Here is a 25,256-nt window from a genome sequence, read left to right as displayed (position 1 = left end):
AGAGGCGACGGTGTGGCGGGGGACGGTTCCCGTTGGGTGGATTGTAGCTCTCGCCAGAGTGCCAGCTGGACCGAATCAGTGTCCTCCCGCGAGCTCTGTACGTGGTCGCGGAAGGTCAGGTGGTCTTTCTCATCGGAATCACACCCGCTGGCGCTCGCCGTCTGCTTCGGCACGTTCGATTCTCGCCCGACACTTGAGCGCGTACTCGATGACCGCGTCCTGCGGGTTGTCACCGTGGCCGACGATGTCGGTCCCGTCCTCGGTCGCATAGTAGCCGTCGTCTTCGCTCGATACTCGAATCGTGAACAGCCTACTGTTCCAGGGCATCGAATAGACTCAGGGGAAGGTGTAAGATAAATGTCAGAGTGTCCGTTCCGGAAGTTCCGGAAGTTGGCTGAAGTTCGGGTTTCGGGAGCTTTGAGCCGTGTGAATCCGGAACAGGTGTGTTCCGGAAAGGGGCCGGAAGTCGTTCCGGGAGTGGGCTTTCAATCTCAGGCACCCGACAGGACTATTAGCTTCGGTTATTTCTATAAACGTGATTCAGCAGTGTCACAACAGATACCGAAGACACACCGAGATGGGTTGGAACCGTACATTTCTGGTGGGGAGAAGGTCCACGACGTAGTTTCGACCGGGCCGAAGACCTACGTACTGACTGATTCTCGAATCGTCTCGATCTGGCGCGGTGCCGAGTCGTCGTCGGGTCGCGCGCGGGAGCAGGTAACGACGACGCAATTGGGCCACGTTGCGAGTGCGAGTGTCGACTTCCACGGTGAGGAGCCGGTAGATACGGAGTCGCTGATTGCTGGCGGCATCTCAGCGTTCCTCGGCCTGCTGGGAGTCGTGTCGGCATCTCTGCTGAGCGAGCAAACACTACAACTGCTCGCGATTGTCCTGGGTGTGGTGTTCGTGCTGGTCGGCGGCTACTACATCCTGAAGGCCTACGACACTGACTCGGCGTTCGTGCAGCTCCACATGACGCTGGCAGATGGGACGAAGAAAAGCGTGAGTTTCTCCGAGAGGGGTTCTGGGTTCGTTGAGTCTGTAACAGAACAATTCGGCAGGGTTTGATTTCAAGTAAATTTAACCATGGACAGGAATAGATACCTCATCTATCAAGATGGTGAACTCAAAACCACGGACGGAACCAACAGCTACTGGGTTTTGATGAAAAAACGGTTGATTGAGGGGCTTTTCGCAATATCTGGCTTCATTCTTTTTGCTATACTCTCGCTTATTCTGTTCGTCTGCTTCGCTTTGATTGACAGGCCAATCATTGCGATATATTTTGCACTAATCTATATTTCTGCACTCTCAATTGAAATCTGGAAAACGGGCCAAGTGATAAAATACCATTTCGAGGAAAGATGGAAGAACGTTTCTCCGCCGCACACGGAGGGAGTAGAAATACCAGATGGTGTCCTTAGAAAACTGGCCTGGTTTGCCAAGCCAGTATTCCATTCTGAAACACGGGAAATCAGATTTACCTCCCCGAGAAAATCTGCGGTAGCTGCCTGCGTTTTCTATGCAAGAGGTCTCATCTCAATCATAGTCTTTGGTGGGGTGGTTAGCATAATCCGTGATGCGACGGGCGTCTCAAGTGGAGATTTTCAAGAGGCAGTCCAATTCGATATTTCATACGTCCCGGCAGTTTCAACAGCATTGTTTGGGCCTGTCATCGGTATAATTACTTTAATTCTAGAAAATATCGTCAGATACCCTTGGGATGTCGTAGTGATTTTGGCGTTTGTTGGTGTCCCGATGTATTTCTTTATTCCAGCCGTAGACAACTCAATGGCGGCTATCAGTTCATATTTCTGGAGGCTGTACAAGTGAGAGATGTACTATTCTGACAAGCTGAGGTACTCCATCGCCTGTTTCGTGATGTGGTCGGGGATTGGGCCGAGATAGTTCGTTCTGAAGGTGTCGCGGCCGGAGTTGGTGACTACCCAGACGCCATAGCTCATCGTCAACTAAGACAGTCGGACGGCTCACCGAGAAAACAACCCAAACGACGCTGGACTCGTCGGGAGTCCCGCGAGCGAAGCGAGTGGGACTACGACGAGTCCATTGACTGACGGAGCGAAGCGACGGAAGGAAATGGACTCGTCGGGATGGTAGGATTCGGGTTTTCGATGTGTCTAGTAGTGGTCATGGTTCAGGGAAGCTGATTTCTGCGGACGTCCATCTTCTCTTGCTCGGTGCGCGCATCGTAGTGCTTGTACAGCACCTCCAGCGACACGTCCATGCGCTCGCTGACCGTCTCCGGCGGCGTGTCCTCGTTCAGGTGGGCCGTGATAGCCCCGCGGCGGATCTCGTGTGGTGAGCGCGCCGACGGGCACTTGCTAGCCTGGTGAGCCCGGCCCTTCGCCTCGCAGGTGTCCGGGTCGCGGTCGTGTGGGCACTCCCGGTAGTTGCAGGGGTGCGTAGCGCGGTTGATCCAGCCGTAGATGGTGTCACCTGACGGCCGGCCGTACCGGGATGTGAACAACGGCTTGCGGCCGTGCTCGTCCTTCACGTCGTGGCGGTCCGGGTTGTCGCGGTAGTCCTCGATGATTTGGTACCACTTCGGCCCAAGGTAGACCCAGCGCTCTCCGCTGTTCCCGTTCTTGAGCGCGGTCCCCGTCTCGGGCCGGTGCTTCAGAGCGACCGCGTGCTCGTTGGGACGGAGGTCGCACTCGTCGAGCCCGCGGAGCGCTGACCGGCGCATCCCGGTTCGCCAGAGGAGTGCAAGGGCAGCGTGCTCCTTACTCGCGTAGTGGAACCGGCTGTGGTAGGCCAGCAGCCCCTCGGCACGGTCTGGCTCCAGAAAGCCGTCGCGGCTCTCGGCACCGTCGGGCAGCTCCGGCGCGTGGATCTTTTCGGCGAGTCCCTCGGGAACGGCCTCGATGTCCGCCCAGTACCGGCACGCCTGCCGGACGCTGGAGAGCTGCTTCTGCATCGTGATGGGCGCGATGTCCTTCTTCCGCCAGTTCACGAAGTCGGCGAAGTCGCGCCCGGTGAGATCGTTGAGGTTCTCGACATCCTCCATCTCGCACCAGTCCAGGAAGTGGCGCAGCCTGGTGCGAGCGTTCTGCATCGTCGACTCGCGGACCGACGACTCGCGGAAGCGGAGGAACCGCTCGACTCCCTCCTTTGGGGAGAGCGGGTGGAGATCTTCTCGCCTCACTCGTGTTCACCTTCCTTCCGGATGCGCGGAGCCACAGTGAAGTGGCCGCCGTAGGCGACAACTTCGTCGCCGTCGTCCTCGATGTGGCGCTCGAAGTCCAGGCGGGCCGGGATGGACTCACCCCAGCGGAAGGTCACGGTGTCGAACTTCGCCTTCTTGATGGCGGTCGCGAAGTCCGAGAGGTAGCTCAGGTGGAGCCACGTCTCCGCACCCGTCGAGGCGTCGTCGTGAATCGCCTCGGCAACGTGGCCAAAGTCCGCGACACTGGCGAACTCGCTGTCACCGTCACCGACACCGCCGAAGACGAGGGTACCGTCTTCCTCGAACACCCGGACGGTATCGGCCATATCGTCGAGGCTGGAGACGACATCGGCGAACGCGGCCGTGTCGAGTTCGGCCCGCCAGTCGCGCTTGACCTGCGGCTCGTCAGGTTCATCGCGAACGCTGGCCGGGTCGATGTTCTGGAGATCGTCGGTCTGGCGAACCGTCGTATCGACGTACTCGCGCTCGGTGGTGACGAGAACCCGACGCTGGTCGACGTCCAGGTCGATGGGGTCCGGGTCCGACCGGCGCATCCGGGCACGGCTCGCCAGCGCGGCGAGCTTGCCGACTGGAAGGCCGACCGTGCTCTCGGTCTCGACTTCGTAGTGGTCGAACGCGCTCGGGGTCACGTGGAACTGGCCCAGGGCGACGTTCGCCGGGTCGACGAACTTCGAGCGAAGCCCATCCTCATCGACGTGCAGCTTGATCTCCTCGGTGACCGCGGTCGGTATGTTGAGGAGCGGCCGGAGGATACGGGCATGCGTGTCGATGGTCGCCACGTCGCTGTGGTCGGTCTCACCGAAGATGCTCGCCTGAATACCGGCTGCCATCAGACTCCACCTCCGAGGGTGGCCCGGAGAACCAGCTCCGTGTCGAACTCCCTGGCAGGAGTCCCTCCGCAGTTGGGACACCGACTGGCATCGGTGTCGTGCTCACGCCGACAGCGAACGCACTTCATGCGCGCACACCTCCGCTCAGGGCGCGCTTGACGAGCAGTCCATAGGTCGCGTCACACCGCCGGCAGATGGGCTCGCGAGACTTCGCGTCGATGCCGTCTGCGTAGCCGCCGCAGATGTAGCACCGGCCCGCGTCGTTACTGTTTTCCTTAGGCGATTCGTCTCCTGACGTACGGGGTTCCAGCCCCGTGTTGGCTTTAGCGCTCATTGGTCTGAGTGAACGGAGCCGCCTTCTGGGCCGTGTTCCTGCACGGCCCGGTCGTCACACCGCCAAGAGAGTCATCATCGTCCTGCGGCGGCCCCGTACGATGACCAAACAGCCCTCGACAAATATAGCTTACGACAGCTTTGTTGGATTCCCTTGGTTGGTGAATCAGTATTCAGCTGGAAATAACCCGGTACGCCACAATAGCTGACTTAAGCAGATATGAGGAAATCGGGAAAGTGGATGGCCCTAGTCGACGACAGGGTTCTAGAGTACATCAACGAGAACGAGCACGGTTCACCAACAGAGATGATGGAAGAGGGTCCAATCCGCTACTCCCGCCAGTACATCGCACAAAGGTGCCAGAAACTCGCCAAGCACGGCCTGCTGACCCACGTCGGGAACGGCGTTTACGTCATCACAGACCGTGGGAAAGCGTACCTCGAAGGCGAGTACGACACCAGCGAAGACGCACTGAACGAGGTACCAAACAACGGCAACGGAGACGTATCGGCATCCGAGGAAGCAAACTGAATCCCCCATTCAAAGCCGCAACCCACCCCCCATGACCATAAGATTCCGTCGCTCCGCAGAATGGATGAAGAAGATAGACGACCGCATCCTCGAACACTTAAACGAGACCTCGTGGGCTACCCCGCACTCGATGAGCTACGAGCCCGAGTTCAGATATGCTAGTGAACGAAGGATAGCCGAGCGCTGCTGGATGCTTGCTCACGCGGACATGATTGCACCGATGGCGGAACGGACCTACGAGATTACGACCTGGGGGCAACTATATCTTGATGGGGAGATCGATGCGGCGCATCAGCCGTATCCGACGCCGAAAAGAATGTTGAGGGGATAGTGATCTCACCAGCCGGAATCATATTTGGAGTGTTTACCTGTTACGTGACAGGCTAGGGTTTTATTGCTAATCACCGAAAGAGACGTGTCATGGGAAGCGAAGTTCCAGTGGAAGAACAATATTCCTACGACGGTTGGCTCGTATTTAACGAATTATTTCAAACAGAGATAGTTGGTGAAGAAGATGACGTTGACGACGTGATTGAAAACCTCCCAACTTACGAGCGAGGTACACCAACCAATTCTAATTCAGGATTTCAGGAACAAGAACTGCCAGAACATCTGTCAAAGCTACCAGACCTTACTCGGGCGCTCGAAGAGTACTCGGAAGACCTGCTCGCGCTCCGGTATGTAGATGAGGATTGGGTTGAAGAGTTTGGTTTTGATGAACAGGGGAATGAAGAACTCTATTACAAGGATTACCACCAAGACGTAGATATTTTCTGGGACTCCGAAGGCGGAGTAATGATGTTTAAAGGTGACAAGCAGCTACTAAAGAGTAAAAAGGAGCACCTCCAAGCGGATCTCTCTGGGCTCATGAAGTTGAAGCCTGTGACGTTTGACTTCGACTTTTTCCTATGGGTGTTATACAAAGAATACAAAGGCGAACAATTGAGTTCCGACCTAAGAGTCAAAGAGCTCAACAGAAGCGAGACGATCGGAGAAGTAGAAGACAACTTAGGAAAGGAGGTCAGCGTGAAGGACTCCGACGACATCATCCGATCTCTGATGCTTATAGCACCTGTATTAGCAGGAAAGCGGATTGACTCTATACAGGGGTATTTCCTTCTAAACCAGAACATAGTACAAGCAGAGATACAACATGGTGGAAAAGTACATGTTAAAGTCTCAGACAGTCCTCTAAGTAAGATGAGTGACCTCCGACGGATGGGTGTCACCCTCCGGTTCGTTTCTGAATTGATAAACTTATTCGATTACTGGAACAAGCTTGATTCCGACGATCGCTACCCTCCGCCCTCTTTCTTCGATGAGCTTGGCGATATCGCAGGAGAAGAAGGGTGGACCATGCGTTTCGACCCCCAAGATATCAAGGACGAATACAAACGTAAACGCGAGTCTTCTGCTAGTGAAGGTGATTCTTCTGGTCAGGGGCAAACGGCCTGATATCGTCATATAGATAAATATTGGGCAAAAGAGATACGGTCGTACGGTAGAGATATTACGGTAGGAGCCGCGTGAAGGGAGTTACAAATCAATGTCGACAAACAGTCTGGGCTGGTCCGAAGATCTCGATAAATATTGGTCTGAGGAGCTGCTGGATTCCCCCGACTCCAGGGTCCACATCCAATCTGTTAACGAACGGAATGTGTACTCCTTTCCGGAAGTGTCTAATTACCCCTACGAGGGACAACTCGAGATAAGCGGCACGTTTGAGTATGATATTCCGACCGGCGGAGATAGTCATTTCACCAACAGCGGAGAATACACTTATCGAGAAGCTTCCGGTCTGTTTTTGTTAGAGACGATCACTGACAGACCGACACCAAAAGAAGTCATTTCAGAGATTAACAAATTTGTCTCCGACCATGCGAAAATAGAGGAGGCTCTGTCACTGAACCGTGATGACCTTTGGTCATTTTTTGCTAACGCAGATTCCTTTGAGAAGTTCATCGTCCGTGACTCCAACGGGACGTATGATTTGGTGATCCTGATCGAGTTGCTCAATCGTGATGACCCAGTTAGTGTACTCGAGGAGGACGATTTTAGAGAAGATGTTAATAGAGATGTCCTTCTTTCAGTGATTAACGAGATCCCTATTCCCGAAGAAATTGATGATGTCAGGGACTTAGATATCGACTGGTACAACAAAATCATCGACACCATAGAAGCGAACTTCTGGTATGATAATTATCCCGCGTCAGTCGAATATCGGCGTGGTCTCCTCGAAATAGATTCAGACAATGACGCCACTAGTGAATACGTCCTTCAGCTATTTGAGAGGGATGTCGTTCATCCAGCGTTAGACTCCGAATGGTGACTGAGAGTCTGGTAGAGTCCTGTGTTCAGGTACTTTCATCCGAAACTGAGTCTCTATTGTCGATAATTGCGGGATATCTCGGGGTCATTCTCATTCTGGTACTGTACGAACTTACCCTCGGAGTTCTAAATGGACTGGATGAGATTGGAAATGAGCTTTCGAGCTTCGTTGAGGACTACAAGACCACAAGCCATTGGTGGACAGCATCGCTGTTCACCACAATTGTTGCACTGACAATCGGCTCAAATCCGGGGATAGTTGCGGATTTTCTGGTCTTATCTATCTTTTTTTCACCGGCAATATACTATTTCCACACCAGGTATCCGTTCAGCCTTGGATGCGATTTCCGAGCCAGATCAAGCTCAGGGCAGACAATTCCTGGCCAAACAAGAGAGAAAGTGTGCAGATTGAACAGTAATGACGAATACCTCTTGGAACTCGTCATAAAGACTGGTAAAACAGTTGACGAATTTTGTTTCGATTTGACCTTACCGGCAGGGGTGGAAGCAAGGAATATCCAATCTGTTCACTCCTTAGTGAGGCTCGATAAGAACGATAACCAATTGCTCGGTAAGGCTCCCGTTGGTGAAGACAGCATTGCAATTGATCTAATAATTGTTCCAAATACAGGAGTTCGACCTGGTGGAGGGTATTTAATAATCACCGATGAAGAAAGCGGGAGAAATCTGGAGCAAGTTCGTCTGTTAGGTCGCGACAAGAGTTAGAGCGATACGTGAGTCATGCTTGTGATAATATTCTCCTCGGTAGGCGCTGCCAGATATGGCTCAATCGCATCGTAACTACTCCACCCCCCCAGCGCCATCACGATTCGCGGACTCACATTCTCCTCGACCAGAAGATGGTTCGCCCAGCAGCGCCGCAGGTCGTGCGTCGAGATGCGCAGGTAGTCCTCGTCGCCCGTCTCCTCGGCCGCGACCTCGGCAGCCTGCTCGACCCAGTACTGTACCGTGCGCTTCCCACGGTCGATGAGCGGCTCGTCCTCGTCGACGTCGTGCTGCTGGCAGTAGCGATTCACCAGCGCCTCGAGCTCGCGCGGGAGCCACGTCTCGCGATGCTTCCCGCCCGCGTACTCGCCGGTGGTGTCCTTGCCACTCACAACTTCGAGATCGTAGTGCTTCCCGTCGGCCTTCCTGGAGATGTGCTCGGGCTTGACGTCGAGCACCTCGGCGACGCGGAGTCCGCAGTCGCCCATCAGTCGGATGGCGATCTCTCGCTGGAAGGTGTCTGCGGCTCGGGGCAACTCGTGATACTCGTCGCGGGTCATCCAGACGTTGAACGACCCATCCTTGTTTCTCTCACACCGCATTGCACGCTTCTCTTGAGTTTCGTGAACCTAGAGTGTTCCGGCGCTGGGCAGGGAGTTCTGTGAGATGCCGGATTTCAGGCGATTCGGCTCAATGGGGTCGGTTCGGTTGCACGTTTCTGAATAAACACGAAATTAGGCCGGGTAGCCAGTAGGAATTTCAGAGCGGTCACAGAAGCAGACAATCATGAGCGATTCAAACATTCGCTACTACTCGTATCCGCGGACCGAGGTTCCGCCTGATTTCGCAGAAAAAATAGTAGCCGTATTTCGAAAACATGAGTCCATTATCGGAACAGAAAACCTGGACGACGGGCTGAAAAGCAACGAGGTTCTCAAAGAGGTTCGCGACGACCTCATGGAGGTTGGCTTCGAGGTGGAATCTGGGAAGGGTCGCGAGGAGATCATCGAACGACCTGTACTATTCGGCGAAGACGGCGAGCCTGAACTCCAGTACGAGGTCGATGGATACCACCCACAATGGCGCTGTGGCCTCGAGGTGGAAGCAGGTCGGGCGTGGAAAGGGAACGCAATCTACCGGGACCTGATTCAGGCGCTCGTGATGGTCCAGGTCGACACGCTGGTTCTCGCTGTTCCTAACGTCTACAAGTACGGCTCAAACAACCAGATCAACAATCGCGCCTTCGATAAGACCAAGAGTGTTCTCGATACGCTCTACTCTACACACCGTTTCGAGGCCCCATACGACCTGATTCTCATAGGGTACTGAAGGGAGATTTCCCTACATTTCTGCTGCCTCCCCTGCAATTCGATTCGCTTTTTCAGCGTGTTCAGAATCCGAGAAAGTCTGGATTTCAATCTCAAGTTCATCCAGAAGTTCACGGGCCTCATCACGTCGCCACCGAAGTTCTTCATCATTGGTGTCTATCCGACCCTCGATTTGTTCGATATAGTTGCCTTGTCGGCCGAATAGTTCAATCGAGGCATTCGGATATTTATTTTTGCAGTATTTTAGTGCCGAGATTAGCGCATCATACTGACAGCGGTGATTCGTCACAGGCTTTCCCTGCCCAAGATTGTCGGCCTGCTCATCGATTACAGTCCCACCTTCAACGACTACGAACCCATATCCTCCACTTCGTTCCTCCGGGAATTGATGCTTCTTTACGGAACTGTCGAACCAGATTTTCACAAATGTGTCACTGAAGGTGAATTTGGAACCACTGGATTCACTCATCATCGGTTTTCACCTCAGGAGAGAACCCGTATTTCTTTGTCAGTTCACCAAGAACGTAGTTGGTAATTTCTTCATTCATCACATATGGTAATACGCACTACGGGGGCTTAAAACCTTTCAAATGATAGATATATTTGAGTATTTGACCCCGGCAGAGTGTTGCGATTATAATCACTTAAGAAATATTACATAGCCCAATAGACCCCTATACGCTCGAAATCAAGCAACCCAAATAATGACACATATCAAACACAGGAGACGGCGAAGGGGCAGAAGAATGGTAATTCAACAGACACAAATGCCCCATGATGCGAAATCTAGTATTTATACTTATTCCCGCCAGAAGACACCTTACTGAATCCTGCTCAAAGTAACCAGTAGTTCAGCCAAGCAACCGCGGAGCATCACCATCATCCTCTACCGGGGTAATTAGAATCGTCCCCGTATCGGCGTGATATCCGACCGCCAAGCTTGACCCTTGTTCAAGACAGTGCGCGTCACGAATCTCCGATGGGATAACCGCGTAGATCGACCCGCTCCGGTTCTGGGCGGAACAGGTTCCGAACGGAGTTACTGCGCTATCATCACTCACCGCTTGCGCGGCCCTACGTTGTGCCTTCATCGCTCCGGACATACAGGATTCACAACGGGTTCAAGCACCAAAAATGGGCAGATATCTGGGGAGACGACTGGGCACACGCTTGCCACTTTACCTGTCGAGACCACCGACCGCGGGGTATGGTCGACAATCTGACCGACCCGACTGACGTAGAGACGCTAGAAGACGAGGATACTGCAGCTCTGGAGTACCTGCACGCGATAGCTGATGGAGTGCAGCGCCTCGCAGACGCCCAAGAGCAGGCCAACCAGACCAACGAGGAGCTGCTCGACGAGTTCGATCCGTTCCTCGCACAGGCGAAGGCCGACATGGGGCTGACCGATGACCCGGCCGAGTAGCGATACCGGCCACGACTGTCCCCGCGAGGACTGTGGCGAGTGGCGTTTCTCTCGCATCGGTATCGAGATACACCTCGCACGGGACCACGACCCGATCACGGAGATCTAACCAGTGCCGGATTTCGAATTCGGCGGGCTCGCCGACGCCAGTGCGTTCCGAGACGAACACGAGGAACACCTCTGTCCAGACGACGACCGACGCAAGAAGACGGTCACACTCGTCTCGGACACACCCGAGCGCACACTCGACCAGGCCGCTATCGCTTCAGCGGTCTCTCGCGAGGACCGAAACGGGACTGGGCAGGAGCCACTGACAGAAGCAGAGAAGGACCGAATCGACTTCACCGAAGGTCGCGCTTCGGTCCCTCACGCGAGGGCCGTGAAGGGTATCGCTGTCGATGCCGGTGTCGACGACTGGACCGCCTACTACGACGCGACACTCACAGTCGACGAACATCGCGAGGTGATGGAACGTGCCGCTCGCGACGAACGCGGGCAACGCATGGACGAAGGCAAGTCGAACGACGAACGACTCGCCGACCTCGAGGAATCACTCGACGGGCAGTGCGAACATGCGAGAGACCACTGCCAGCACGGCGACCAGGAAGCCTGCGAGTTCCTCAAAGATGGGTGTGGGCTTGACGACGACCAGGTCGAATCCATCCTCGACGACAGCACCGAGATACCCGGCGACGTCCACGGGGTCAAGAACAAGCTTTGGCAGCAGTACCAGATCGGCATCGCGGAGGCGAAAGAGGCGGCCGCGGCAATCAACGAGATTCACGAGCAGTACGGACGCGACCTCGTCGCGTTCGAGGAACTGGGCGACCGGCGACTCACGCCGGACGACATCGACTGGAACAATGACTGACTACTTTTGCCCCGTCGAGGGGTGCGACTTCGGAGAATCGAGCGAGAAGACACACACGCAGGTCCGGACCCACATCAGCGCGAAAGGCGACGGCAAGCACGTCTGGGAGGACCTGAAACCGGTGGTAGCGAAGCAAGGTAGCGACGCTACCGACGACGCTACCACCGAGGAGAGCACCGACGAGCACCAAGAATCGCAAGACGGCGAAAACGAGACTACCGTCGAAACTACCACCGAAAGCACCACTGAGGATGGTGCTTCTGACGGTGGTAGCACCACCGACGACGATGCTATGCCTACCGACGAGGAAATCGAGCAGCAGTGGAACCAGGGGGAATCGCAAGACGGCGAAAACGAGACTGCCACTGAAACTACCGTCGAAAGCACCACCCAGAACGGTGCTTCAGACGGTGGTAGCGACGGTAGCAGCGGTGGTATCCCGATTCCGTTCTCGACTACCACCCTTCTCGTCGTCGGCGTAGTGCTCGCGGTCGTCGTCTTCTGGATGCTCCGTCGTCGCGGCGATTCGGGCATGAGCGAAACGGGCGGACCGCAAGACGGCGATAACTCGGAGGGTGCGACCGGCGGTGGCATGAGCCGGACCTCCGGAGGTGGTTTGCAGTGACCGAAGCCGAGGCGGTAGAACCGGCGGAAGAGCAGCCCGAAGCAGCCGAAAGCGACGCTCCCGACCTCGACGATGACGATTACGTCGAGATACCGGACGACGTAGCTGAACAGGTGGCTGAAGCGGATGCAGAGCAGTCTGAAGCAGACGAAAACAGCGAAAGCGAGGAGACAGACGACGCTCCCGACTCGCCCCCGTCGACGCCGCGATCGGACCGCACCACGCTCGGCGACGTATACTGCAACGCTCTCGGCATGGCGACCGTCGCCGCGAAGGACCGCCACGGAAGCGAAGTCGACGACCGACAGGCCGCCATGGATGAGTACGCGGACATGGCTCGCCAGCTCGACCTCGACAATTTCGTCGACGACTGGCTCGAAGAGCACGGCCAGTCCAACGAACTCACCCCCGGACAGGGCATCCTCGTGTTCACCATCGTGTTCTGTGGCTCCGTGATGGTCGAGGACGCCGAACTCTCGAACTCCGTAATGGAGGGGGTCGGCGCATGATGGGCGCAGCCATGACCGACGGTATGAAGCGACGACTCGCCCAGAAGATGCTCGACTCCCGGATGGGCGAGTCGGTGCTCAACATCATCTCCGGGGCCGAGAACGAACTCGTCTCGTCGGTGGTCGACCTGCAGGCCGCGGCCGACCTTGACGACGAGGAGCGAATCGGGATGCTCCCGTCGCCGGAGGACCGGAAAGAGCAGATTCGGCAGGTCATCGAGGCGAAGCTTGAGGGACGGTTCCCCGAGTGGTGGGTCACACACGTCAGCGGTCTCGAAAACGCCGGAGAGGCAGCAGAGAAGGCAGACATCGACGACTGGGAAGCTCAGAAGGAACGCTGGGCCGACCTGCTGCGCGAGAACGGCACCGAGGGAGAGACCGACCAACTCGCCGGCTCTTATGTCCGGTCTCGGTACGGCTGCACGCTCGACGAGTTCGAGGAGATCGTTGTCGAGTGGCCCGACCAAACCGAAGACCAGAACTCGCGGCAGGCCGAGGAGATGAAGGCCGTCATCGCCTCGGGCGTGCTGATGGCGAACCAGGGCATCGAGCAAGTCACTGCGGAGCTGGAGGACAAATGAATCTCGCCTTCGCCGCCCAGACAGGCTGGGGCAAGACGTACGTCAGTCACTCCTACATCGAGCAGAACGCCGCAGACTACGACGTGACCATCGTGCTCGACTACAAGGACGAGTACAGTGGGCTCGTCGAGACCGGCTACCTCAAGCGGATGACCGCTCCGAGAGGTAGCGAGAACATCACGCCGAAGACGTGGCAGGGCCTCGTGACGGGTGTACCAGGGCTGCAGATCGTCCGGCACGGAATGACCGACGAGCAGTGGCAGCAGCTCCTTGCGAACCTGATTGTCGGTCTGGAACAGATGGACCTCTCCGTGTTCCTCGTGCTCGACGAGGCGCACCGCTTCGCCCCTCAGTCGGGGAGTTACCCCGAAGAGATATCGACGCTGGCGACGACCTACCACGGCGACGGGTTCGGGGTCTGCTGGATGTTCCAGCGGTTCGCCAAACTCGACAAGGACGTGCTCTCGTGCTGTACCGCCTCGATGCTCGGCGGGTTCCAGACGACGAACGACATCGACCAACTCGACACCATCGAGTACGACGCCGACGTTCACCTCGAAACCCGAACGAGAGTCCCGCATCTTCCCGACGATCTCCTCGTCGACGGGGAACCGCTCGCGCTCCGTCGGTGGCTTGACAACGATGAGAAGACCATCGGGAGCGAGTGGATTTACACCGACGGGAAGTCGACACAGCGCCTTGATTCGAGAAATTTCGAGATGGAGAGCAGGCACTACGGCAGTGACCGGAAACAAATCAAACATCCATTCTGATTATGCGTATTGACGTGACACTCCGGAGCGGAAAGGCAGAACGGTTCCAAGAGATAAAGGGCGAATTGGCAAATGAACTGGGATATGAACCAACTCGGCCAGAGGTGTTGGGATATCTCATGGGAAATTGGGATGGAGTAGGTACACCTCTGCCATAGATTGATACTGTTTCCTATAAGTCGTAGGAACAGTGATTCAGATTATCTTCTCTATTGTGTTAGGCGCAATAGGTGCAGTGATTGGTGGGTCAATAGTGACGCTTTTCGGCCCAGTAATCGAGCAGAAAGCAAGTAGGTTCAATATCTGGTTTTCAGAGACCTACAAGGATTTTGAGAGGCCAGACGTCGATGTCAGCCTATCTAAATCCAAGCCATACGAACCAGGGGATCCTATCGCAGAATTCAGAGAGATAGACCAACCATGGAAGACAAGCCACCATATTGTAGAAATAGAGATTACTCCAGAAAGCGACCGTCCCATACAGGATTTGAAATCTCAGGTGGCGTTTGATGGAGCGTATATAGACAAGAAGTTGCTAAGGTCTAGTTATCCATTTGTACAAACAACACTACTGAGCAGGGGAGATTATTACATCAAATCAGAGGATAGAACCTATCACCAAGTTGCTCATCATGGGGCGATAAATATTCATTGTGACCATCTACCGCCAGAAGAGTCAATCTCACTGAGGTTTCTGGTAGACGATGACTGGGTTACTGAACCGATTTTACACGAAGGGGTTTCAGACTCGTATGTTGAATATTCATGGGAGCATCACGGGTTTTCCTATTCCGAGAAGGTGGTTGCTGAACGCTAAGAGCAATTTCAGTCGTGATGGACCCAATTGCCTTGCATTGCCATTGAATTAACGTGAATCTCACGCGGCGTTTTATCGCTTCTACTACACGATTTCGGCTTGCAGCAATGGCAATGAATTTTGGAGGCGCGTTCGACGCGCTCGCAGACGACGACACGTGGATGGACGCCGCTGAGGTGGCGGCAGGCTACGTCGGCCCGATGGCACTCGCCAACGTCGCCGAGGGCGTCACGCCCTGGGACATCCCGAACGAAGCGTATGGTCTCGCCGGTATCTTCGCCGGTGAGAAGATGGACCGCCGCATGGTCTCGGTTGGCTCGGGCGTCTACACGCTCGACGTGCTCGCACAGCGGTTCGGTCTCAAGAACAAGGTCACCAGCATGGGGGCGTAAACGATGGGAGAGTCCCTCTACGCCGCCGAAGGCACGACTTCGGACTACGTGACCACGGACACGAACGTCACGGGCCAGCTCACGCCGGTCATGGAGATACAGCCCGACGACGGTGTCGGACTCATCATCAAGAACGCGGTCGACGTGGGTCAGAAGCGCAAGGGCTTCCCGATCTACGCGGACCTGCGCGACAGTGGGGACAATCCGCTCCCGCTGGACACGCAGGTCGCTATCGGCTACGAGTCCCCGACGGACGACAGCCTGCAGGTCGTCTCGATTCCGCTCTCGAACATCAGCTCGTTCCGGAAGAAGACGATTCAGGAGCAGCAGAACCGTGAGAACGTCGACTCGGTCAAGATCGAGCTCAAGAGTGGCCGCCTGGAGATCCGCGACATCGACAAGGCCTACCTCCTGCTCGACTCCTCGGCGCAGATCGACCACGCGAACAGCGAGGTGTACATCGAGCCCGACGCCGTCGAAGAGGTGGACATCGAGTGATGTCGGGAGTTCAGAAGCAACTCGACAACGCCCCCTGGCGGCCGGGCTACATCTCGCTCCGTGACTGGTCGTTCTCGGCGAACACGACCGGCGAGAAGTCCGTCGTCGCCACCTACGCGGCTCCCCGACCGATTCGACTCCGCGAGGACCGAGAGATGGACCTCGCGGTTCCCGCCTACGAGAGCTTCACCGTCGACGGCACGGCCGACAACACGGAGACGTTCAACCTCGCGAACGACCTCCTCGACACGCCAGTGACCGAGGCACTCGTTCTCTGGGAGGACGGCAGCCCCGTGCAGCCGGACTCGGTCGACTACGCGAACAACTCGTTCGACTACACGAGTTCGAACACGGGCACCACGCTGGACGTGTACTACATCCCGCGAAACCCTGCATCGGTCGAGTTCGAGAAGGTCGCACCCGGTGGCGGCAGCACCATCAAGCAGCCGCTGTTCGAGATTCCGACGGCCATCGCGCACACTCGCGACCAGTCCAAGGACCCGCTCTCGTTCGACCTCGGACGCACGCCACTGCAGGACGCCGTTCCGCGCAAGTGGGTCGTCCAGGTGTCGGTCAACGCTCCGTACACCGTGAAGTTCGAGGAGAGCACGCGGGGCACGAGTGCGACGAACGCGCTCCTGTCGGTGCCTCGGGCTCAGACCGAGAGCCGTATCCCCGGCCTCAAGGACGCCGTGAAGGCCGACATCGCGGGGCTGAGTTAGAGCCATGCAGGGCGGCCTATCCAACGGACACACCGGCATGGGGTCCGCCTACAGCGCCGCGACCAGTGTCGACACTCCCGACCAGCCCGTCACGAACCGCGAGGCTGTCCGCATCGGCGGCTTCTCGCTCACCTTTGAGGAGCTGCTCGCGCTGGCGGTCATCGTCAACGCTGGAGCCACCCTCGTCACGCTCTACCTGGAGGTGGCGTGATGGTTGTGATGGACTCGGACGGGTCGGCCCGGACGGGCACCCGTCTCCGCGACAAGGAAGGCGAACTCAAGGACGAGACCGGCAGCGCAGACCTCGAGGTTCGTCTCGACAAGTCGACCGCCCGTGCCGAAGAGGTGCTGACCGGCATGGGCTCCGGCGGGGCGAACGGCGGGTTCAACTCAACCGAAGGGGTCGAACGCGAGGACTCGTTTCAGGTCACGTCGATATCGTCAGACTCGTCGACGTCGACGGTCAAAAAGACCGAGCAGGCCCTCGAAGACGCGACCGGCGGCCGCGCGTTCGGCTCGACCCGCGAGAAGGAAGACATCGGGAGCGGAGCTGCCGTAACCGACACGACGCCGCAGGCCCCCGCGCCAGCGGCCCCGATGTTCGACGGTCTGCCGGTCGACAACCTGCTCGTGGGCGCTCTCGCGGTCATCGCGCTCGTGTTCGTCGTCGGAGGTGGTCTGAATGGGTGACTTCTTCGGCGGCCTCCAGCACGCCGCAGAGCAAGCCTATCAGGGCGCTGCAGGACAGGCCGACGCACTGGCCGGGTCCACCGACGAAGCGGTCGGCCGAGCAGCAAGCGCGGCCTCTCGTGGAGACGTGGCCGGAGTCGCGGACAACCTCGCCGGTGGTCTCGACGAGGCGACCGGGCAAGCGACCTCCGCGGCCATGCGCGGCGACCTCGCGGGTGTAGCTGACGCCGTGGCAGGGTCGACCGACGAAGCCTTTGGACGGGCTGCACACGCCGCAGGAAGCGGTGACATCGCTGGCGTACTCGACAATCTCGCCGGTGGTCTCAACGAGGCTGCCGGACAGATCTACCAGGGACAGGCAGCCGTGCTCGACGCGGCTGCAGGCACGAGTGACGAGGCTTGGCACCGCCAGTTCGACGACACTCCGGGCGGTGGAATCGGTGACGAGGCACTGAACGCCGGGGAGGATGTGGTCGACGCCGGTATCGACGGCGCGAGCTACCTTCTCGGCGGCCTGACCGACACCTACACCGAAGTCGGCCAGAACGTCATCGGAGACTGGTTCCAGTGGTGGATGATTCCCGCTGGTCTCCTCGCCCTCGTGCTCCTGTTCAAGGACGAGATCGTGAAGGGCGGCGAAGCCTACGCGACCGGAGGTGCATCGCTCGCATGAGCAGTCTCCTGTTCACCTACGTCGTGACGGCCTGCGCGATGATTACGGCCTCTGCAGCCGTCGCGGGCGCTGGCTACCTCCGGTCGATGAAGAACAGTGTCGACGAGAACGAGAAGCGCTCGAAAGCGAACAAGCGCCTGCTCACCGGGAAGGGAGCACCACACTACGAGGGCGTAATTCACAAACTCAAGCGCCTGGAGAGCCGAGGTGATGACTCGTGACGCCCGGCCCGAACGGACAGGTCGAGCAGCTCCTCGGTGAGTACGGCCTCGGCGCGAACTCGTGGGCATCGGACATCGTCCAATCGGACACCGACCGCCTGCTCATGGCGCTGCTACTGGAGCAGCGCGACCAGGACCTGATCGATGCGCTCGACCAGGCCAACGACGAGTACGGCGACACCGAGAAGACCGCCACCTACGCGACGGGCTCCGAGACGGCCGACCAGGAGTGGTCGGAGCCCATCGAGTTCGGGTTCGTCTCGTCGAGCATCGACCTCCGGGTGTCGAACGCAGACATCGAGGTGGCGTTCGCCGACCCATCGAAGAGCGAGAACATCGGCGTGCCGTACTCGACGAGCGAGTCGCCCATCATCGGTGTGCCGGCGGAGACCTCGAAGATGTGGGTTCGTCGCGATCCGTCGGCCGGGTCGGACGCGACCGTGCAGTTCGAGGCGTGGGGGTAGCGTAACCCATGCCGACTCTTCCTGACGGCGCTTCGGTAGTCTCGAAGTCGTTCGAAACCTTCGAGAGTATCGGCTTCGACCCTGGTCGGAGTCGCGCGACAGAGGGCTTCGAGGAGCCGATTTTCGTCATGGGAGATTTCTCCATCAGCGTCACCGAGACTATCATCGAAGCAGGCGGGTCAACGACGGTCAACGGGACCGCGACCGATGACACTGGAGCTGCCCAATCGTCGGCCCCGTACTCGGTGAAAGCAGAGAATTCCGACGGGACCGTGGTTGTCACATCGAGTGGGACCACTGCAGTGGACGGCTCGTTCAGTGAGTCGCTGATTATCGACAGTCCCGGCGAGTACGCCTGTTACGCCGAAAACGACGCTGTGGGCCAGCAGTCGACGGACGACTTCGAAAGCATCGGCATTGACTTCCCCACCCTCCGGGTGAGCGAGGGATTCGAACAGTGACATGGCACTAACCGATTGGTCGAAAGAATCTGGCGCAGAGTATCAAGGAGCAAGTAACGAACAGGCCCAGAACGGGTCGTTCAGCTACAAGGCTGAGAGCAGTAGCGGCTACAACGCGATTGCGGCCAACAAGCAATCGAAGACCGACTCCCCAACCGAGGGCCGAGTCCAGTACTGGATGTATCCTGTTCAGGTTATTGACGGCTCAGGGTACGGCATCGCCTTCCGCCTACAGGACGCCTCGAACTACTACTACGCGAGGGTTCAGGACTACGGCAGTGACGGCTTCGGGCTGATGAAAGTCGAGAACGGGACGCCCACGAAGGTCGATGGCAGCCAGATCAATGCGAGTCTCTCTGACGCGGTCTGGCAGCACTTCCGAATCACCTACTGGCAAGACAGCGGGACGCTCAACGTCCGGTTCGAAGTCGACAGTGCGGGTGACGGAACTTGGTCTGCCGGGGCCTCAGACATCGCAGACCCGAACCCGTCATTCGAGACGGGCGGCGGGGTTGGCATCGGACAACCGACCAGCTATCTCACCAGCACCTCACTCGATGTCAACGGGTACGGCGACCCCGGCTACTGGGACGAAGTTGAGGTGTTCTACTGATGGTCAAAAGCAACGAGGTGACCGTCCAAGTCGAAGGCCTCGGATTCTCCAAGCGCGACCTCCGACACCACTCTCCCGACGGCCATCGCCGCTCGATGGGCGGGTGGTCGCCATGACCGAGGTGGCCAACCCGACGCTCTTACTCGCGTTCGTCGCGGGCCTGTTCGTCCCCTTCGGGTTTGCCATGGAACGCCTGCGTGGATTCGGACGGCACATCGTTGCCAAACTCCCGTACCGGCCACCTAAAGATTCGGAGAAGTGCCAGGAACAGTAGTGCTAAGCCAGTAAATACAGAGAGTGGAAAATCGAACTAGGCCTTTCAATCCCAGATTCGCCTTATGATTGATGGACCAAACCAACCAATCAGTATCGCCCCGGGGAAACTTAGGGGGTTCCCAAGTAAATCTGGGACAAAAGTCAACACCAGAAGGTAGATCGACATCAGTGAAACAAACGTTATCAGGTCAGGGCTGGTTAAAAATTCACGAGGGCTTGAAATAAAATCTTCCTTGAGCTTTGTTAGAGAAGTAGCTCTTTCAATAGTTTCAATATCATCATCAAGGCCTTCAGCATCTTCTCGAACGTTCTTCAATTCATCTAGAGTCAGGTCATCTTGCACATCTTCAGGAACCTCAAAATCAGTCTCTCGAAGTTCAGCAACGGTCTCGACATCTCGTTTTTCCATTTCCTGAATTAATTCCTTGACGATTCCTTGGAGATTTTTAGCTGTATTTAGAAGAGCCCGATGCTCTTCCTTTGAAGAAGAATAGATGAACCACAGCAACACTCCAATAAATAGCAGCCCCATTGAAATGAATTGTAAAGATATAGTAATCAACGTCGAAGTTGTTAGACTCCATAGATAAGCCGCGCTTGAGATTGCGCCCATCAGCAAAAACAGACCACCGGTAGAGAGAACGAGACCGATTGAGAATGTCGGCTGATTTTCTGTCATGCGAAAGTAGGTCTGGGTCAATATCCCGAAAACAGGAAGAGACAGCCCAACAAGTTGAAGAATCCCCATCGCGATTTGACCGTCTGATATCGCCATTAGGAATTCCAAATGGTGGGAATAAAATAAAACCAGCCTCTGAAATGCTCGTCAATTATCCTCCCCTTCCCAATCTAAAAAATTCGTTATTGCTCTGGCAAAGGAGCCGTGCTTAGTCGTCAGCAACGATTTCTTCGGTAACAATTCGGCAATTCGGACACGTCTCGCTCTCTGAATTTAGCACGGTTCCGCAGTCACATCTGACGGTTTGATACCCGTCTCCGAGACTGACCCCACACTTCAGACAGGTCGTCCCGGCTTGGTTGGGATGATGTCCGATGCATTGCCCATCGTCCTGAGAGTTGTGCTTCAGCAGTTTGGAGGTGATATCCCTATCAGCGGGTTCTTCGGAGATTTCACCGGGATCCTTCACAACGATGGTCCCCCACTTCGGTTGAAGCAGGCCGCGGCGGTCGAGTGGCTTGATGACCGTACGGCGGACTGCTCCCTTCTTGATGCCTACAGCTTCAGCAACGGTCGACAGTGCTTCGTCGGTGTCGATGCGGCCGGTGTCAGGGTCGGACACCTCTCGAAGCCGCTGGTAGCCGTCTCTGAGCCTGCCGTCTTCGGGGAGGTTCTCGTCGGAGACGGGAGCGTTCCCGTGATCGGCGACGTAACCCGCAAGGAGGCTCTCGACGACATCGGTCATCGTCTCGCCGTTCTCCTTGCAGGTGTCGCGGAAGTCTTCTTTCAGGTCTTCGCCGATCTTCGCAGAGAGCTGGGTTGAACCAGACGAGGTGTAACCGTGTTTGCCCATCCGCGGCATCAGCAGTCACCCCCTGCAACCACCGCTGCAAGTGAAGCGGGCGAATCTACACGGAACGAGTTCGCGTAATACGCAGACGGGGCGGCGAAACACAGTTTAGCTACACGCCCCCCCGTGCTGTTATGAGCGAGGGGCTTCACGCGGGGCGGGCGTGCGGAATCTGGGCGAGTCTGCCGTCGGGATTGTCGAGTGACAGACTCAGGGTTGGCGTCAGTCATCAGACTCACCCCACCGAGACGGTCTGGCCTTAACATCGGCTTCGAGGTCGGGGACAGACTCGTAGTGGCCAGCATGTTCGTCGCAGACCCAGACGACACGCACCTTTGTCGAGATATGGACGCCGTGGTCGTTGACTCTGTGACTCACCCGTGCGAAATTCGCTTTTACAGCGTCGTTCGTACAGGGGCGGCCACCGTAGTCGGCCTTCCAGTCGCATTTCTTCTTGGGCAACTGGTCACCAATTTCGGCATCGTCGGCAGACTCAGCGTGAGTGTCCGTCACCATCGCCGCACACCTCCGTCGGCCCGCGCCCGCTCTGCACGGTCGTCGGGGTCCAGACGAACCGTCTCCTCGGTGACTGACTCGATGGCCACAGACTCCTCGTCGATCGTCTCGGCGTCGATGAACTCGGCCTTTCGAATCGTGCAGAGGTGGGCACAGGGGCCAGTCTGGTACTCGAAGCCGCGACAGTCGCACCGCCCGACGTACTCGTCGCCGTCGCAGGCGATTGCCACCATGTGGTGGCTGCCTCCAGGAAGGCAGACGCGATAGCCGAAGTGGCTGAACCGCTCGATGAGCGCGGCCTCGGGATCGGCGCGTTCCCAGCTGGTCGTCGCGCCGTCGCGTTCGCTCTCGAAGTCGAGAACGGTCGGCATCAGGCGACCACCTCCTCGACGTCGGCGCTGTCTTCGAGCGTTGGGGGTTGTCCTTCGAGTTCTGTCAACGCCCACTCTGCGCCGGGTGAGAGGGTACCGGAGCGTCCGCTGGTGGTTGTGTAGTGGAGGACACCGCTGTCGCGGACATCGAGGTCGGAACCGTGGCAGTAGTCGGTCTGCGGGTATCCCTCACCGACCTGGTAGGTTAGTCGGTAGAAGCTCACGCCGCTTCACCCCCGATTTCACTCGATTTTATCGCAGGACTGCGGCGACCTCGATTTCCTTTCCGAGGTCCTTCGATTTTTTCGGCCGTTCTTTCCGGTCCGGTACCGGATGCAGGATTCCGCGTTGACCGGACGAAACCAGTGGTTAGCGGATAGTTCGACGAAGTGTCAGAAGACAGTGGACTCGTCGGGATTTGAACCCGAGGCCTCTTCCTTGCGAAGGAAGCGATCTACCCCTGATCTACGAGCCCGCGGAACGCAACCAAAGCTTGCCCCCGCGGCGTATTAGTAGCTTTCCTTTCGGGAGCCGTACGTGGGTTGGTGTGACGTGGCGAGGAGGCGCAGTCGGCCGGCGGCGACGCCGAGGAGGAAGCCGGTGAAGTGGGCGATGAGGGCGACGCCGGGGGAGCCGGTGGCCCAGGTGACGAGGGCGGCGACGAGGACGAAGCCGGCGAGTTCGGCCCACTCGGGGAGGTCGAAGCGCGACAGCAGGCCGTCGGTGAGGCGGTTGCCGCCGAGCACGTAGCCGTAGAGGGCGAAGACGGCACCGCTCGCGCCGAGGACGGCGGTGGGCCGGCCGAGACCGACGGCGGCGACGAAACCGCTCGTGAGGACCTGTGCGAGCCCTGCGAACGCACCGGTGACGACGAAGAAGGTGTGGTAGCGGAATCGGGTGGTCTTGCGTTCGAGGGCGAAGCCGACGAGGGCGAGTGCGATGGCGTTCGAGAGGAGGTGCAGCAGGCCCGCGTGGGCGTACACGCTCGTGACGACCGTCCAGGGTCGGCTGAGTGGCGAGTGGAGGACGAACAGGAAGTCGTAGACGCCCGCGAAGCCGACGAGCGCCTGGAAGAGGCTCACGACGGCCTGGAAGGCGAAGACGACCGCGAAGAGGGCGAACGTCTCGAGGGTGGGGCTCCCGGAGCGGCGGGACATACGTGTACTCGGGCGCTGTCGCTACTAAACATTCGGGTGTCATGAAAGAGAGTAAAATTCGCGGCCGAGGTGGCGGACGACGGAACTGCGCGAGAGAGCGACGGCGGAGCCGTCGTCGGGCCCTCGGGTCAGTCCTCGAGGACGATCTCGATGCTGACGTCGTTCGGGACCTGGATCCGCATGAGCTGGCGAAGTGCGCGTTCGTCAGCGTCGAGGTCGATGAGACGCTTGTGGACGCGCATCTCCCAGTGTTCCCACGTCGCAGTACCCTCTCCGTCGGGGGACTTGCGGGTCGGGATTTCGAGCGTCTTGGTCGGCAGCGGGATGGGACCCGACAGGTTCACACCCGTTTTGCTCGCGATTTCGCGAACGTCGTCACAGATGTTGTCGAGGTCGTCGGGGCTCGTTCCCGCGAGCCTGACGCGTGCCTGCTGCATTGTTTACTTCTCGTTGACGCTCATGACCTTGCCAGCCGCGATGGTCTGACCCATGTCGCGGACTGCGAAGGAACCGAGCTCCGGGATCTCGCCGGCGGGCTCGATGCTGAGCGGCTTCTGGGGACGGACGGTGACGACCGCGGAGTCGCCGGACTGGATGAAGTCCGGGTTCTCCTCGGCGACCTCGCCCGAGGACGGGTCCATCTTCTTGTCGATGGATTCGATGGTACAGGCGACCTGTGCCGTGTGGGCGTGGAAGACCGGCGTGTAACCGGCCGTGATCACGGACGGGTGCTGCATGACGACGATCTGGGCCGTGAAGGTCTCGGCGACCGTCGGCGGGTCGTCGGCGGGGCCACAGACGTCACCGCGGCGGATGTCGTCCTTGCCGATGCCACGGACGTTGAACCCGACGTTGTCACCGGGGCCAGCCTCCGGGACTTCCTCGTGGTGCATCTCGATGGTCTTGACCTCGCCACCGACGTCAGACGGCTGGAACGAGACGTTCTCGCCGATGTTGAGCATACCCGTCTCGACACGGCCGACCGGGACCGTACCGATGCCGGAGATGGTGTAGACGTCCTGGATCGGGAGGCGCAGGGGCGCGTCGGTCGGCTCCTGGGGCTCCGGGAGGTTGTTGAGGGCCTCGAGGAGGATGTCGCCATCGTACCAGGAGGTGTTGTCGGAGCGCTCGGCGATGTTGTCGCCTTCGAACGCGGAGATCGGGATGAAGGTCGCGTCCTCGGAGCGGAAGTTAACCTGCTTGAGGAGCTTCTGGACCTCGGCCTTGACCTCCTTGTACTTGGCCTCGTCGTAGTCGACGACGTCCATCTTGTTGACGCCGATGATGAGCTCGTCGATACCCAGCGTGCGGGCCAGGAAGACGTGCTCTCGGGTCTGGGGTGCGACACCGTCGTCTGCGGCGACGACGAGGACGGCGTTGTCTGCCTGGGACGCGCCCGTGATCATGTTCTTCACGAAGTCACGGTGACCCGGACAGTCGACGATGGTGAAGTAGTACGAGTCCGTGTCGAACTCCTGGTGGGCGATGTCGATGGTTACACCGCGCTCGCGCTCCTCGGCGAGGTTGTCCATGACGTAGGCGAACTCGAAGCCACCCTTGCCCTTCTCTTCTGCTTCTTCTCGGTACTGATCGATGACGTGCTCGGGCACGCTCCCCGTTTCGAAGAGGAGTCGCCCGACCAGTGTGCTCTTACCGTGGTCGACGTGGCCGATGACGGCCAGGTTCTGGTGCGGTTTGTCGCTCATTGTTGTATCTCACGCGCAGAGGCGCTGTGTGGGAATCTTTCGGCAGAAACAGTTAAAACCATTTCGATACGGGCCTC

At 57.9% G+C, this 25,256-nt stretch carries 41 protein-coding genes and 1 tRNA gene; 27 read left to right on the top strand and 15 right to left on the bottom strand.

Annotated elements, in window-relative coordinates; translation table 11 throughout:
• Positions 1–138 precede the first annotated feature (138 nt).
• Positions 139–327 (bottom strand): hypothetical protein, encoded by a 189-nt coding sequence (locus ACSC1S_RS00990; protein ID WP_435362777.1) that lies wholly within the window; start codon positions 325–327, stop codon positions 139–141.
• Positions 328–426: 99 nt separating this feature from the next.
• Here ACSC1S_RS00990 and ACSC1S_RS00985 point away from each other — a divergent pair, with 99 nt between their 5' ends.
• Complete coding sequence (locus tag ACSC1S_RS00985; protein ID WP_435362776.1) at positions 427–1,071, top strand: hypothetical protein; 645 nt, start codon at positions 427–429, stop codon at positions 1,069–1,071.
• A gap of 18 nt (positions 1,072–1,089) precedes the next feature.
• A complete protein-coding gene (locus tag ACSC1S_RS00980; protein WP_435362775.1) occupies positions 1,090–1,836 on the top strand; it encodes a hypothetical protein in 747 nt (248 codons plus the stop codon).
• 322 nt (positions 1,837–2,158) lie between these two features.
• Here the strand turns inward: ACSC1S_RS00980 and ACSC1S_RS00975 are convergent, their stop codons facing one another.
• The 3 genes from ACSC1S_RS00975 to ACSC1S_RS00965 all read right to left on the bottom strand — a co-directional run bounded on the left by ACSC1S_RS00975 (position 2,159) and on the right by ACSC1S_RS00965 (position 4,375).
• Positions 2,159–3,169, bottom strand: coding sequence for a tyrosine-type recombinase/integrase (locus ACSC1S_RS00975; RefSeq protein ID WP_435362774.1), 1,011 nt, complete (start codon positions 3,167–3,169; stop codon positions 2,159–2,161).
• Positions 3,166–4,041 (bottom strand): hypothetical protein, encoded by an 876-nt coding sequence (locus tag ACSC1S_RS00970; RefSeq protein WP_435362773.1) that lies wholly within the window; start codon positions 4,039–4,041, stop codon positions 3,166–3,168. Before ACSC1S_RS00970 ends, ACSC1S_RS00975 begins: the two co-directional genes overlap by 4 nt.
• A 124-nt stretch (positions 4,042–4,165) precedes the next feature.
• A complete protein-coding gene (locus ACSC1S_RS00965) occupies positions 4,166–4,375 on the bottom strand; it encodes a hypothetical protein (protein ID WP_435362772.1) in 210 nt (69 codons plus the stop codon).
• Between the two features lie 219 nt (positions 4,376–4,594).
• On the opposite strand from ACSC1S_RS00965, the gene ACSC1S_RS00960 reads away from it, so the two are divergent.
• From ACSC1S_RS00960 to ACSC1S_RS00940, 5 genes are all read left to right on the top strand, one after another.
• Positions 4,595–4,906, top strand: coding sequence for a MarR family transcriptional regulator (locus ACSC1S_RS00960; RefSeq protein WP_492766631.1), 312 nt, complete (start codon positions 4,595–4,597; stop codon positions 4,904–4,906).
• A 31-nt stretch (positions 4,907–4,937) separates the two neighbouring features.
• Positions 4,938–5,237 carry a hypothetical protein gene (locus ACSC1S_RS00955; protein ID WP_492766630.1) on the top strand — a complete coding sequence of 100 codons (300 nt, stop codon included), beginning with the start codon at positions 4,938–4,940 and terminating at the stop codon, positions 5,235–5,237.
• Between the two features lie 89 nt (positions 5,238–5,326).
• Positions 5,327–6,361, top strand: a complete 1,035-nt coding sequence (locus ACSC1S_RS00950) for a hypothetical protein (protein WP_435362769.1) — start codon at positions 5,327–5,329, stop codon at positions 6,359–6,361.
• A 91-nt stretch (positions 6,362–6,452) separates the two neighbouring features.
• The gene (locus ACSC1S_RS00945; protein ID WP_435362768.1) at positions 6,453–7,235 is read left to right on the top strand and encodes a hypothetical protein; all 783 of its coding nucleotides are present in this window, start codon (positions 6,453–6,455) and stop codon (positions 7,233–7,235) included.
• Positions 7,229–7,960, top strand: coding sequence for a hypothetical protein (locus ACSC1S_RS00940; RefSeq protein ID WP_435362767.1), 732 nt, complete (start codon positions 7,229–7,231; stop codon positions 7,958–7,960). The genes ACSC1S_RS00945 and ACSC1S_RS00940 overlap by 7 nt, the downstream gene beginning before the upstream one ends.
• Here the strand turns inward: ACSC1S_RS00940 and ACSC1S_RS00935 are convergent.
• Entirely contained in the window at positions 7,957–8,562 is a 606-nt protein-coding gene (locus ACSC1S_RS00935) for a tyrosine-type recombinase/integrase (RefSeq protein ID WP_435362766.1), read from the bottom strand. The two genes, ACSC1S_RS00940 and ACSC1S_RS00935, sit on opposite strands and share 4 nt — an antisense overlap.
• Positions 8,563–8,746: 184 nt before the next feature.
• Here ACSC1S_RS00935 and ACSC1S_RS00930 point away from each other — a divergent pair, with 184 nt between their 5' ends.
• A complete protein-coding gene (locus tag ACSC1S_RS00930) occupies positions 8,747–9,289 on the top strand; it encodes a hypothetical protein (protein ID WP_435362765.1) in 543 nt (180 codons plus the stop codon).
• 12 nt (positions 9,290–9,301) lie between these two features.
• On the opposite strand, the gene ACSC1S_RS00925 is transcribed toward ACSC1S_RS00930, so the two are convergent.
• Positions 9,302–9,760, bottom strand: coding sequence for a ribonuclease H family protein (locus ACSC1S_RS00925; RefSeq protein ID WP_435362764.1), 459 nt, complete (start codon positions 9,758–9,760; stop codon positions 9,302–9,304).
• A gap of 735 nt (positions 9,761–10,495) precedes the next feature.
• On the opposite strand from ACSC1S_RS00925, the gene ACSC1S_RS00920 reads away from it, so the two are divergent.
• The 19 genes from ACSC1S_RS00920 to ACSC1S_RS00830 all read left to right on the top strand — a co-directional run bounded on the left by ACSC1S_RS00920 (position 10,496) and on the right by ACSC1S_RS00830 (position 19,898).
• Positions 10,496–10,714: a hypothetical protein gene (locus ACSC1S_RS00920; protein ID WP_435362763.1), complete on the top strand. Its 219-nt coding sequence runs from the start codon at positions 10,496–10,498 to the stop codon at positions 10,712–10,714.
• Complete coding sequence (locus ACSC1S_RS00915) at positions 10,698–10,823, top strand: hypothetical protein (RefSeq protein ID WP_435362762.1); 126 nt, start codon at positions 10,698–10,700, stop codon at positions 10,821–10,823. The genes ACSC1S_RS00920 and ACSC1S_RS00915 overlap by 17 nt, the downstream gene beginning before the upstream one ends.
• 3 nt (positions 10,824–10,826) lie before the next feature.
• Positions 10,827–11,585 carry a hypothetical protein gene (locus ACSC1S_RS00910; RefSeq protein WP_435362761.1) on the top strand — a complete coding sequence of 253 codons (759 nt, stop codon included), beginning with the start codon at positions 10,827–10,829 and terminating at the stop codon, positions 11,583–11,585.
• The gene (locus tag ACSC1S_RS00905; protein WP_435362760.1) at positions 11,578–12,210 is read left to right on the top strand and encodes a hypothetical protein; all 633 of its coding nucleotides are present in this window, start codon (positions 11,578–11,580) and stop codon (positions 12,208–12,210) included. Before ACSC1S_RS00910 ends, ACSC1S_RS00905 begins: the two co-directional genes overlap by 8 nt.
• Entirely contained in the window at positions 12,207–12,719 is a 513-nt protein-coding gene (locus ACSC1S_RS00900; protein ID WP_435362759.1) for a hypothetical protein, read from the top strand. The genes ACSC1S_RS00905 and ACSC1S_RS00900 overlap by 4 nt, the downstream gene beginning before the upstream one ends.
• Positions 12,716–13,300 carry a hypothetical protein gene (locus ACSC1S_RS00895; RefSeq protein ID WP_435362758.1) on the top strand — a complete coding sequence of 195 codons (585 nt, stop codon included), beginning with the start codon at positions 12,716–12,718 and terminating at the stop codon, positions 13,298–13,300. Before ACSC1S_RS00900 ends, ACSC1S_RS00895 begins: the two co-directional genes overlap by 4 nt.
• The gene (locus tag ACSC1S_RS00890) at positions 13,297–14,073 is read left to right on the top strand and encodes a DEAD/DEAH box helicase family protein (RefSeq protein ID WP_435362757.1); all 777 of its coding nucleotides are present in this window, start codon (positions 13,297–13,299) and stop codon (positions 14,071–14,073) included. Before ACSC1S_RS00895 ends, ACSC1S_RS00890 begins: the two co-directional genes overlap by 4 nt.
• A gap of 190 nt (positions 14,074–14,263) precedes the next feature.
• Positions 14,264–14,890: a GlsB/YeaQ/YmgE family stress response membrane protein gene (locus ACSC1S_RS00885; RefSeq protein ID WP_435362756.1), complete on the top strand. Its 627-nt coding sequence runs from the start codon at positions 14,264–14,266 to the stop codon at positions 14,888–14,890.
• Between the two features lie 107 nt (positions 14,891–14,997).
• The gene (locus ACSC1S_RS00880; protein WP_435362755.1) at positions 14,998–15,282 is read left to right on the top strand and encodes a hypothetical protein; all 285 of its coding nucleotides are present in this window, start codon (positions 14,998–15,000) and stop codon (positions 15,280–15,282) included.
• Positions 15,283–15,285: 3 nt separating this feature from the next.
• Positions 15,286–15,780, top strand: a complete 495-nt coding sequence (locus ACSC1S_RS00875) for a hypothetical protein (protein WP_435362754.1) — start codon at positions 15,286–15,288, stop codon at positions 15,778–15,780.
• Positions 15,780–16,502 carry a hypothetical protein gene (locus ACSC1S_RS00870; RefSeq protein ID WP_435362753.1) on the top strand — a complete coding sequence of 241 codons (723 nt, stop codon included), beginning with the start codon at positions 15,780–15,782 and terminating at the stop codon, positions 16,500–16,502. Before ACSC1S_RS00875 ends, ACSC1S_RS00870 begins: the two co-directional genes overlap by 1 nt.
• 4 nt (positions 16,503–16,506) lie before the next feature.
• Entirely contained in the window at positions 16,507–16,713 is a 207-nt protein-coding gene (locus ACSC1S_RS00865; protein ID WP_435318473.1) for a hypothetical protein, read from the top strand.
• Complete coding sequence (locus ACSC1S_RS00860; RefSeq protein ID WP_435362752.1) at positions 16,713–17,192, top strand: hypothetical protein; 480 nt, start codon at positions 16,713–16,715, stop codon at positions 17,190–17,192. Before ACSC1S_RS00865 ends, ACSC1S_RS00860 begins: the two co-directional genes overlap by 1 nt.
• Positions 17,185–17,865, top strand: coding sequence for a hypothetical protein (locus tag ACSC1S_RS00855; RefSeq protein ID WP_435362751.1), 681 nt, complete (start codon positions 17,185–17,187; stop codon positions 17,863–17,865). Before ACSC1S_RS00860 ends, ACSC1S_RS00855 begins: the two co-directional genes overlap by 8 nt.
• The gene (locus ACSC1S_RS00850) at positions 17,862–18,086 is read left to right on the top strand and encodes a hypothetical protein (protein WP_435362750.1); all 225 of its coding nucleotides are present in this window, start codon (positions 17,862–17,864) and stop codon (positions 18,084–18,086) included. The genes ACSC1S_RS00855 and ACSC1S_RS00850 overlap by 4 nt, the downstream gene beginning before the upstream one ends.
• Positions 18,083–18,550, top strand: coding sequence for a hypothetical protein (locus ACSC1S_RS00845; protein ID WP_435362749.1), 468 nt, complete (start codon positions 18,083–18,085; stop codon positions 18,548–18,550). The genes ACSC1S_RS00850 and ACSC1S_RS00845 overlap by 4 nt, the downstream gene beginning before the upstream one ends.
• A gap of 8 nt (positions 18,551–18,558) precedes the next feature.
• A complete protein-coding gene (locus ACSC1S_RS00840) occupies positions 18,559–19,011 on the top strand; it encodes a hypothetical protein (protein ID WP_435362748.1) in 453 nt (150 codons plus the stop codon).
• A gap of 1 nt (position 19,012) precedes the next feature.
• The gene (locus ACSC1S_RS00835; protein ID WP_435362747.1) at positions 19,013–19,624 is read left to right on the top strand and encodes a hypothetical protein; all 612 of its coding nucleotides are present in this window, start codon (positions 19,013–19,015) and stop codon (positions 19,622–19,624) included.
• A gap of 112 nt (positions 19,625–19,736) precedes the next feature.
• Positions 19,737–19,898 carry a hypothetical protein gene (locus ACSC1S_RS00830; protein ID WP_435362746.1) on the top strand — a complete coding sequence of 54 codons (162 nt, stop codon included), beginning with the start codon at positions 19,737–19,739 and terminating at the stop codon, positions 19,896–19,898.
• A 45-nt stretch (positions 19,899–19,943) separates the two neighbouring features.
• Here the strand turns inward: ACSC1S_RS00830 and ACSC1S_RS00825 are convergent, their stop codons facing one another.
• The 9 genes from ACSC1S_RS00825 to tuf all read right to left on the bottom strand — a co-directional run bounded on the left by ACSC1S_RS00825 (position 19,944) and on the right by tuf (position 25,179).
• Positions 19,944–20,675: a hypothetical protein gene (locus tag ACSC1S_RS00825; protein ID WP_435362745.1), complete on the bottom strand. Its 732-nt coding sequence runs from the start codon at positions 20,673–20,675 to the stop codon at positions 19,944–19,946.
• Positions 20,676–20,787: 112 nt separating this feature from the next.
• Positions 20,788–21,441 (bottom strand): hypothetical protein, encoded by a 654-nt coding sequence (locus tag ACSC1S_RS00820; protein ID WP_435362744.1) that lies wholly within the window; start codon positions 21,439–21,441, stop codon positions 20,788–20,790.
• A gap of 210 nt (positions 21,442–21,651) precedes the next feature.
• Positions 21,652–21,945 carry a hypothetical protein gene (locus ACSC1S_RS00815; RefSeq protein ID WP_435362743.1) on the bottom strand — a complete coding sequence of 98 codons (294 nt, stop codon included), beginning with the start codon at positions 21,943–21,945 and terminating at the stop codon, positions 21,652–21,654.
• A complete protein-coding gene (locus ACSC1S_RS00810; RefSeq protein WP_435362742.1) occupies positions 21,939–22,316 on the bottom strand; it encodes a hypothetical protein in 378 nt (125 codons plus the stop codon). Before ACSC1S_RS00810 ends, ACSC1S_RS00815 begins: the two co-directional genes overlap by 7 nt.
• Positions 22,316–22,540: a hypothetical protein gene (locus ACSC1S_RS00805; RefSeq protein WP_435362741.1), complete on the bottom strand. Its 225-nt coding sequence runs from the start codon at positions 22,538–22,540 to the stop codon at positions 22,316–22,318. The genes ACSC1S_RS00810 and ACSC1S_RS00805 overlap by 1 nt, the downstream gene beginning before the upstream one ends.
• A gap of 179 nt (positions 22,541–22,719) precedes the next feature.
• Positions 22,720–22,791, bottom strand: a tRNA-Ala gene (locus ACSC1S_RS00800).
• 34 nt (positions 22,792–22,825) lie between these two features.
• On the bottom strand, positions 22,826–23,473 hold the full coding sequence (locus ACSC1S_RS00795) for a rhomboid family intramembrane serine protease (RefSeq protein ID WP_435362740.1): 648 nt from the start codon (positions 23,471–23,473) through the stop codon (positions 22,826–22,828).
• A gap of 128 nt (positions 23,474–23,601) precedes the next feature.
• Complete coding sequence (gene rpsJ, locus ACSC1S_RS00790; protein ID WP_435316919.1) at positions 23,602–23,910, bottom strand: 30S ribosomal protein S10; 309 nt, start codon at positions 23,908–23,910, stop codon at positions 23,602–23,604.
• Positions 23,911–23,913: 3 nt separating this feature from the next.
• Complete coding sequence (gene tuf, locus ACSC1S_RS00785) at positions 23,914–25,179, bottom strand: translation elongation factor EF-1 subunit alpha (RefSeq protein WP_435362739.1); 1,266 nt, start codon at positions 25,177–25,179, stop codon at positions 23,914–23,916.
• Positions 25,180–25,256: the final 77 nt, after the last annotated feature.

This window comes from Haloarchaeobius pelagicus (genome assembly GCF_051207375.1).
Taxonomy (GTDB): Archaea; Halobacteriota; Halobacteria; order Halobacteriales; family Natrialbaceae; genus Haloarchaeobius.
Note: the sequence above shows the minus strand (reverse complement) of the source record. Positions and strands in the feature narration are given on the sequence as shown.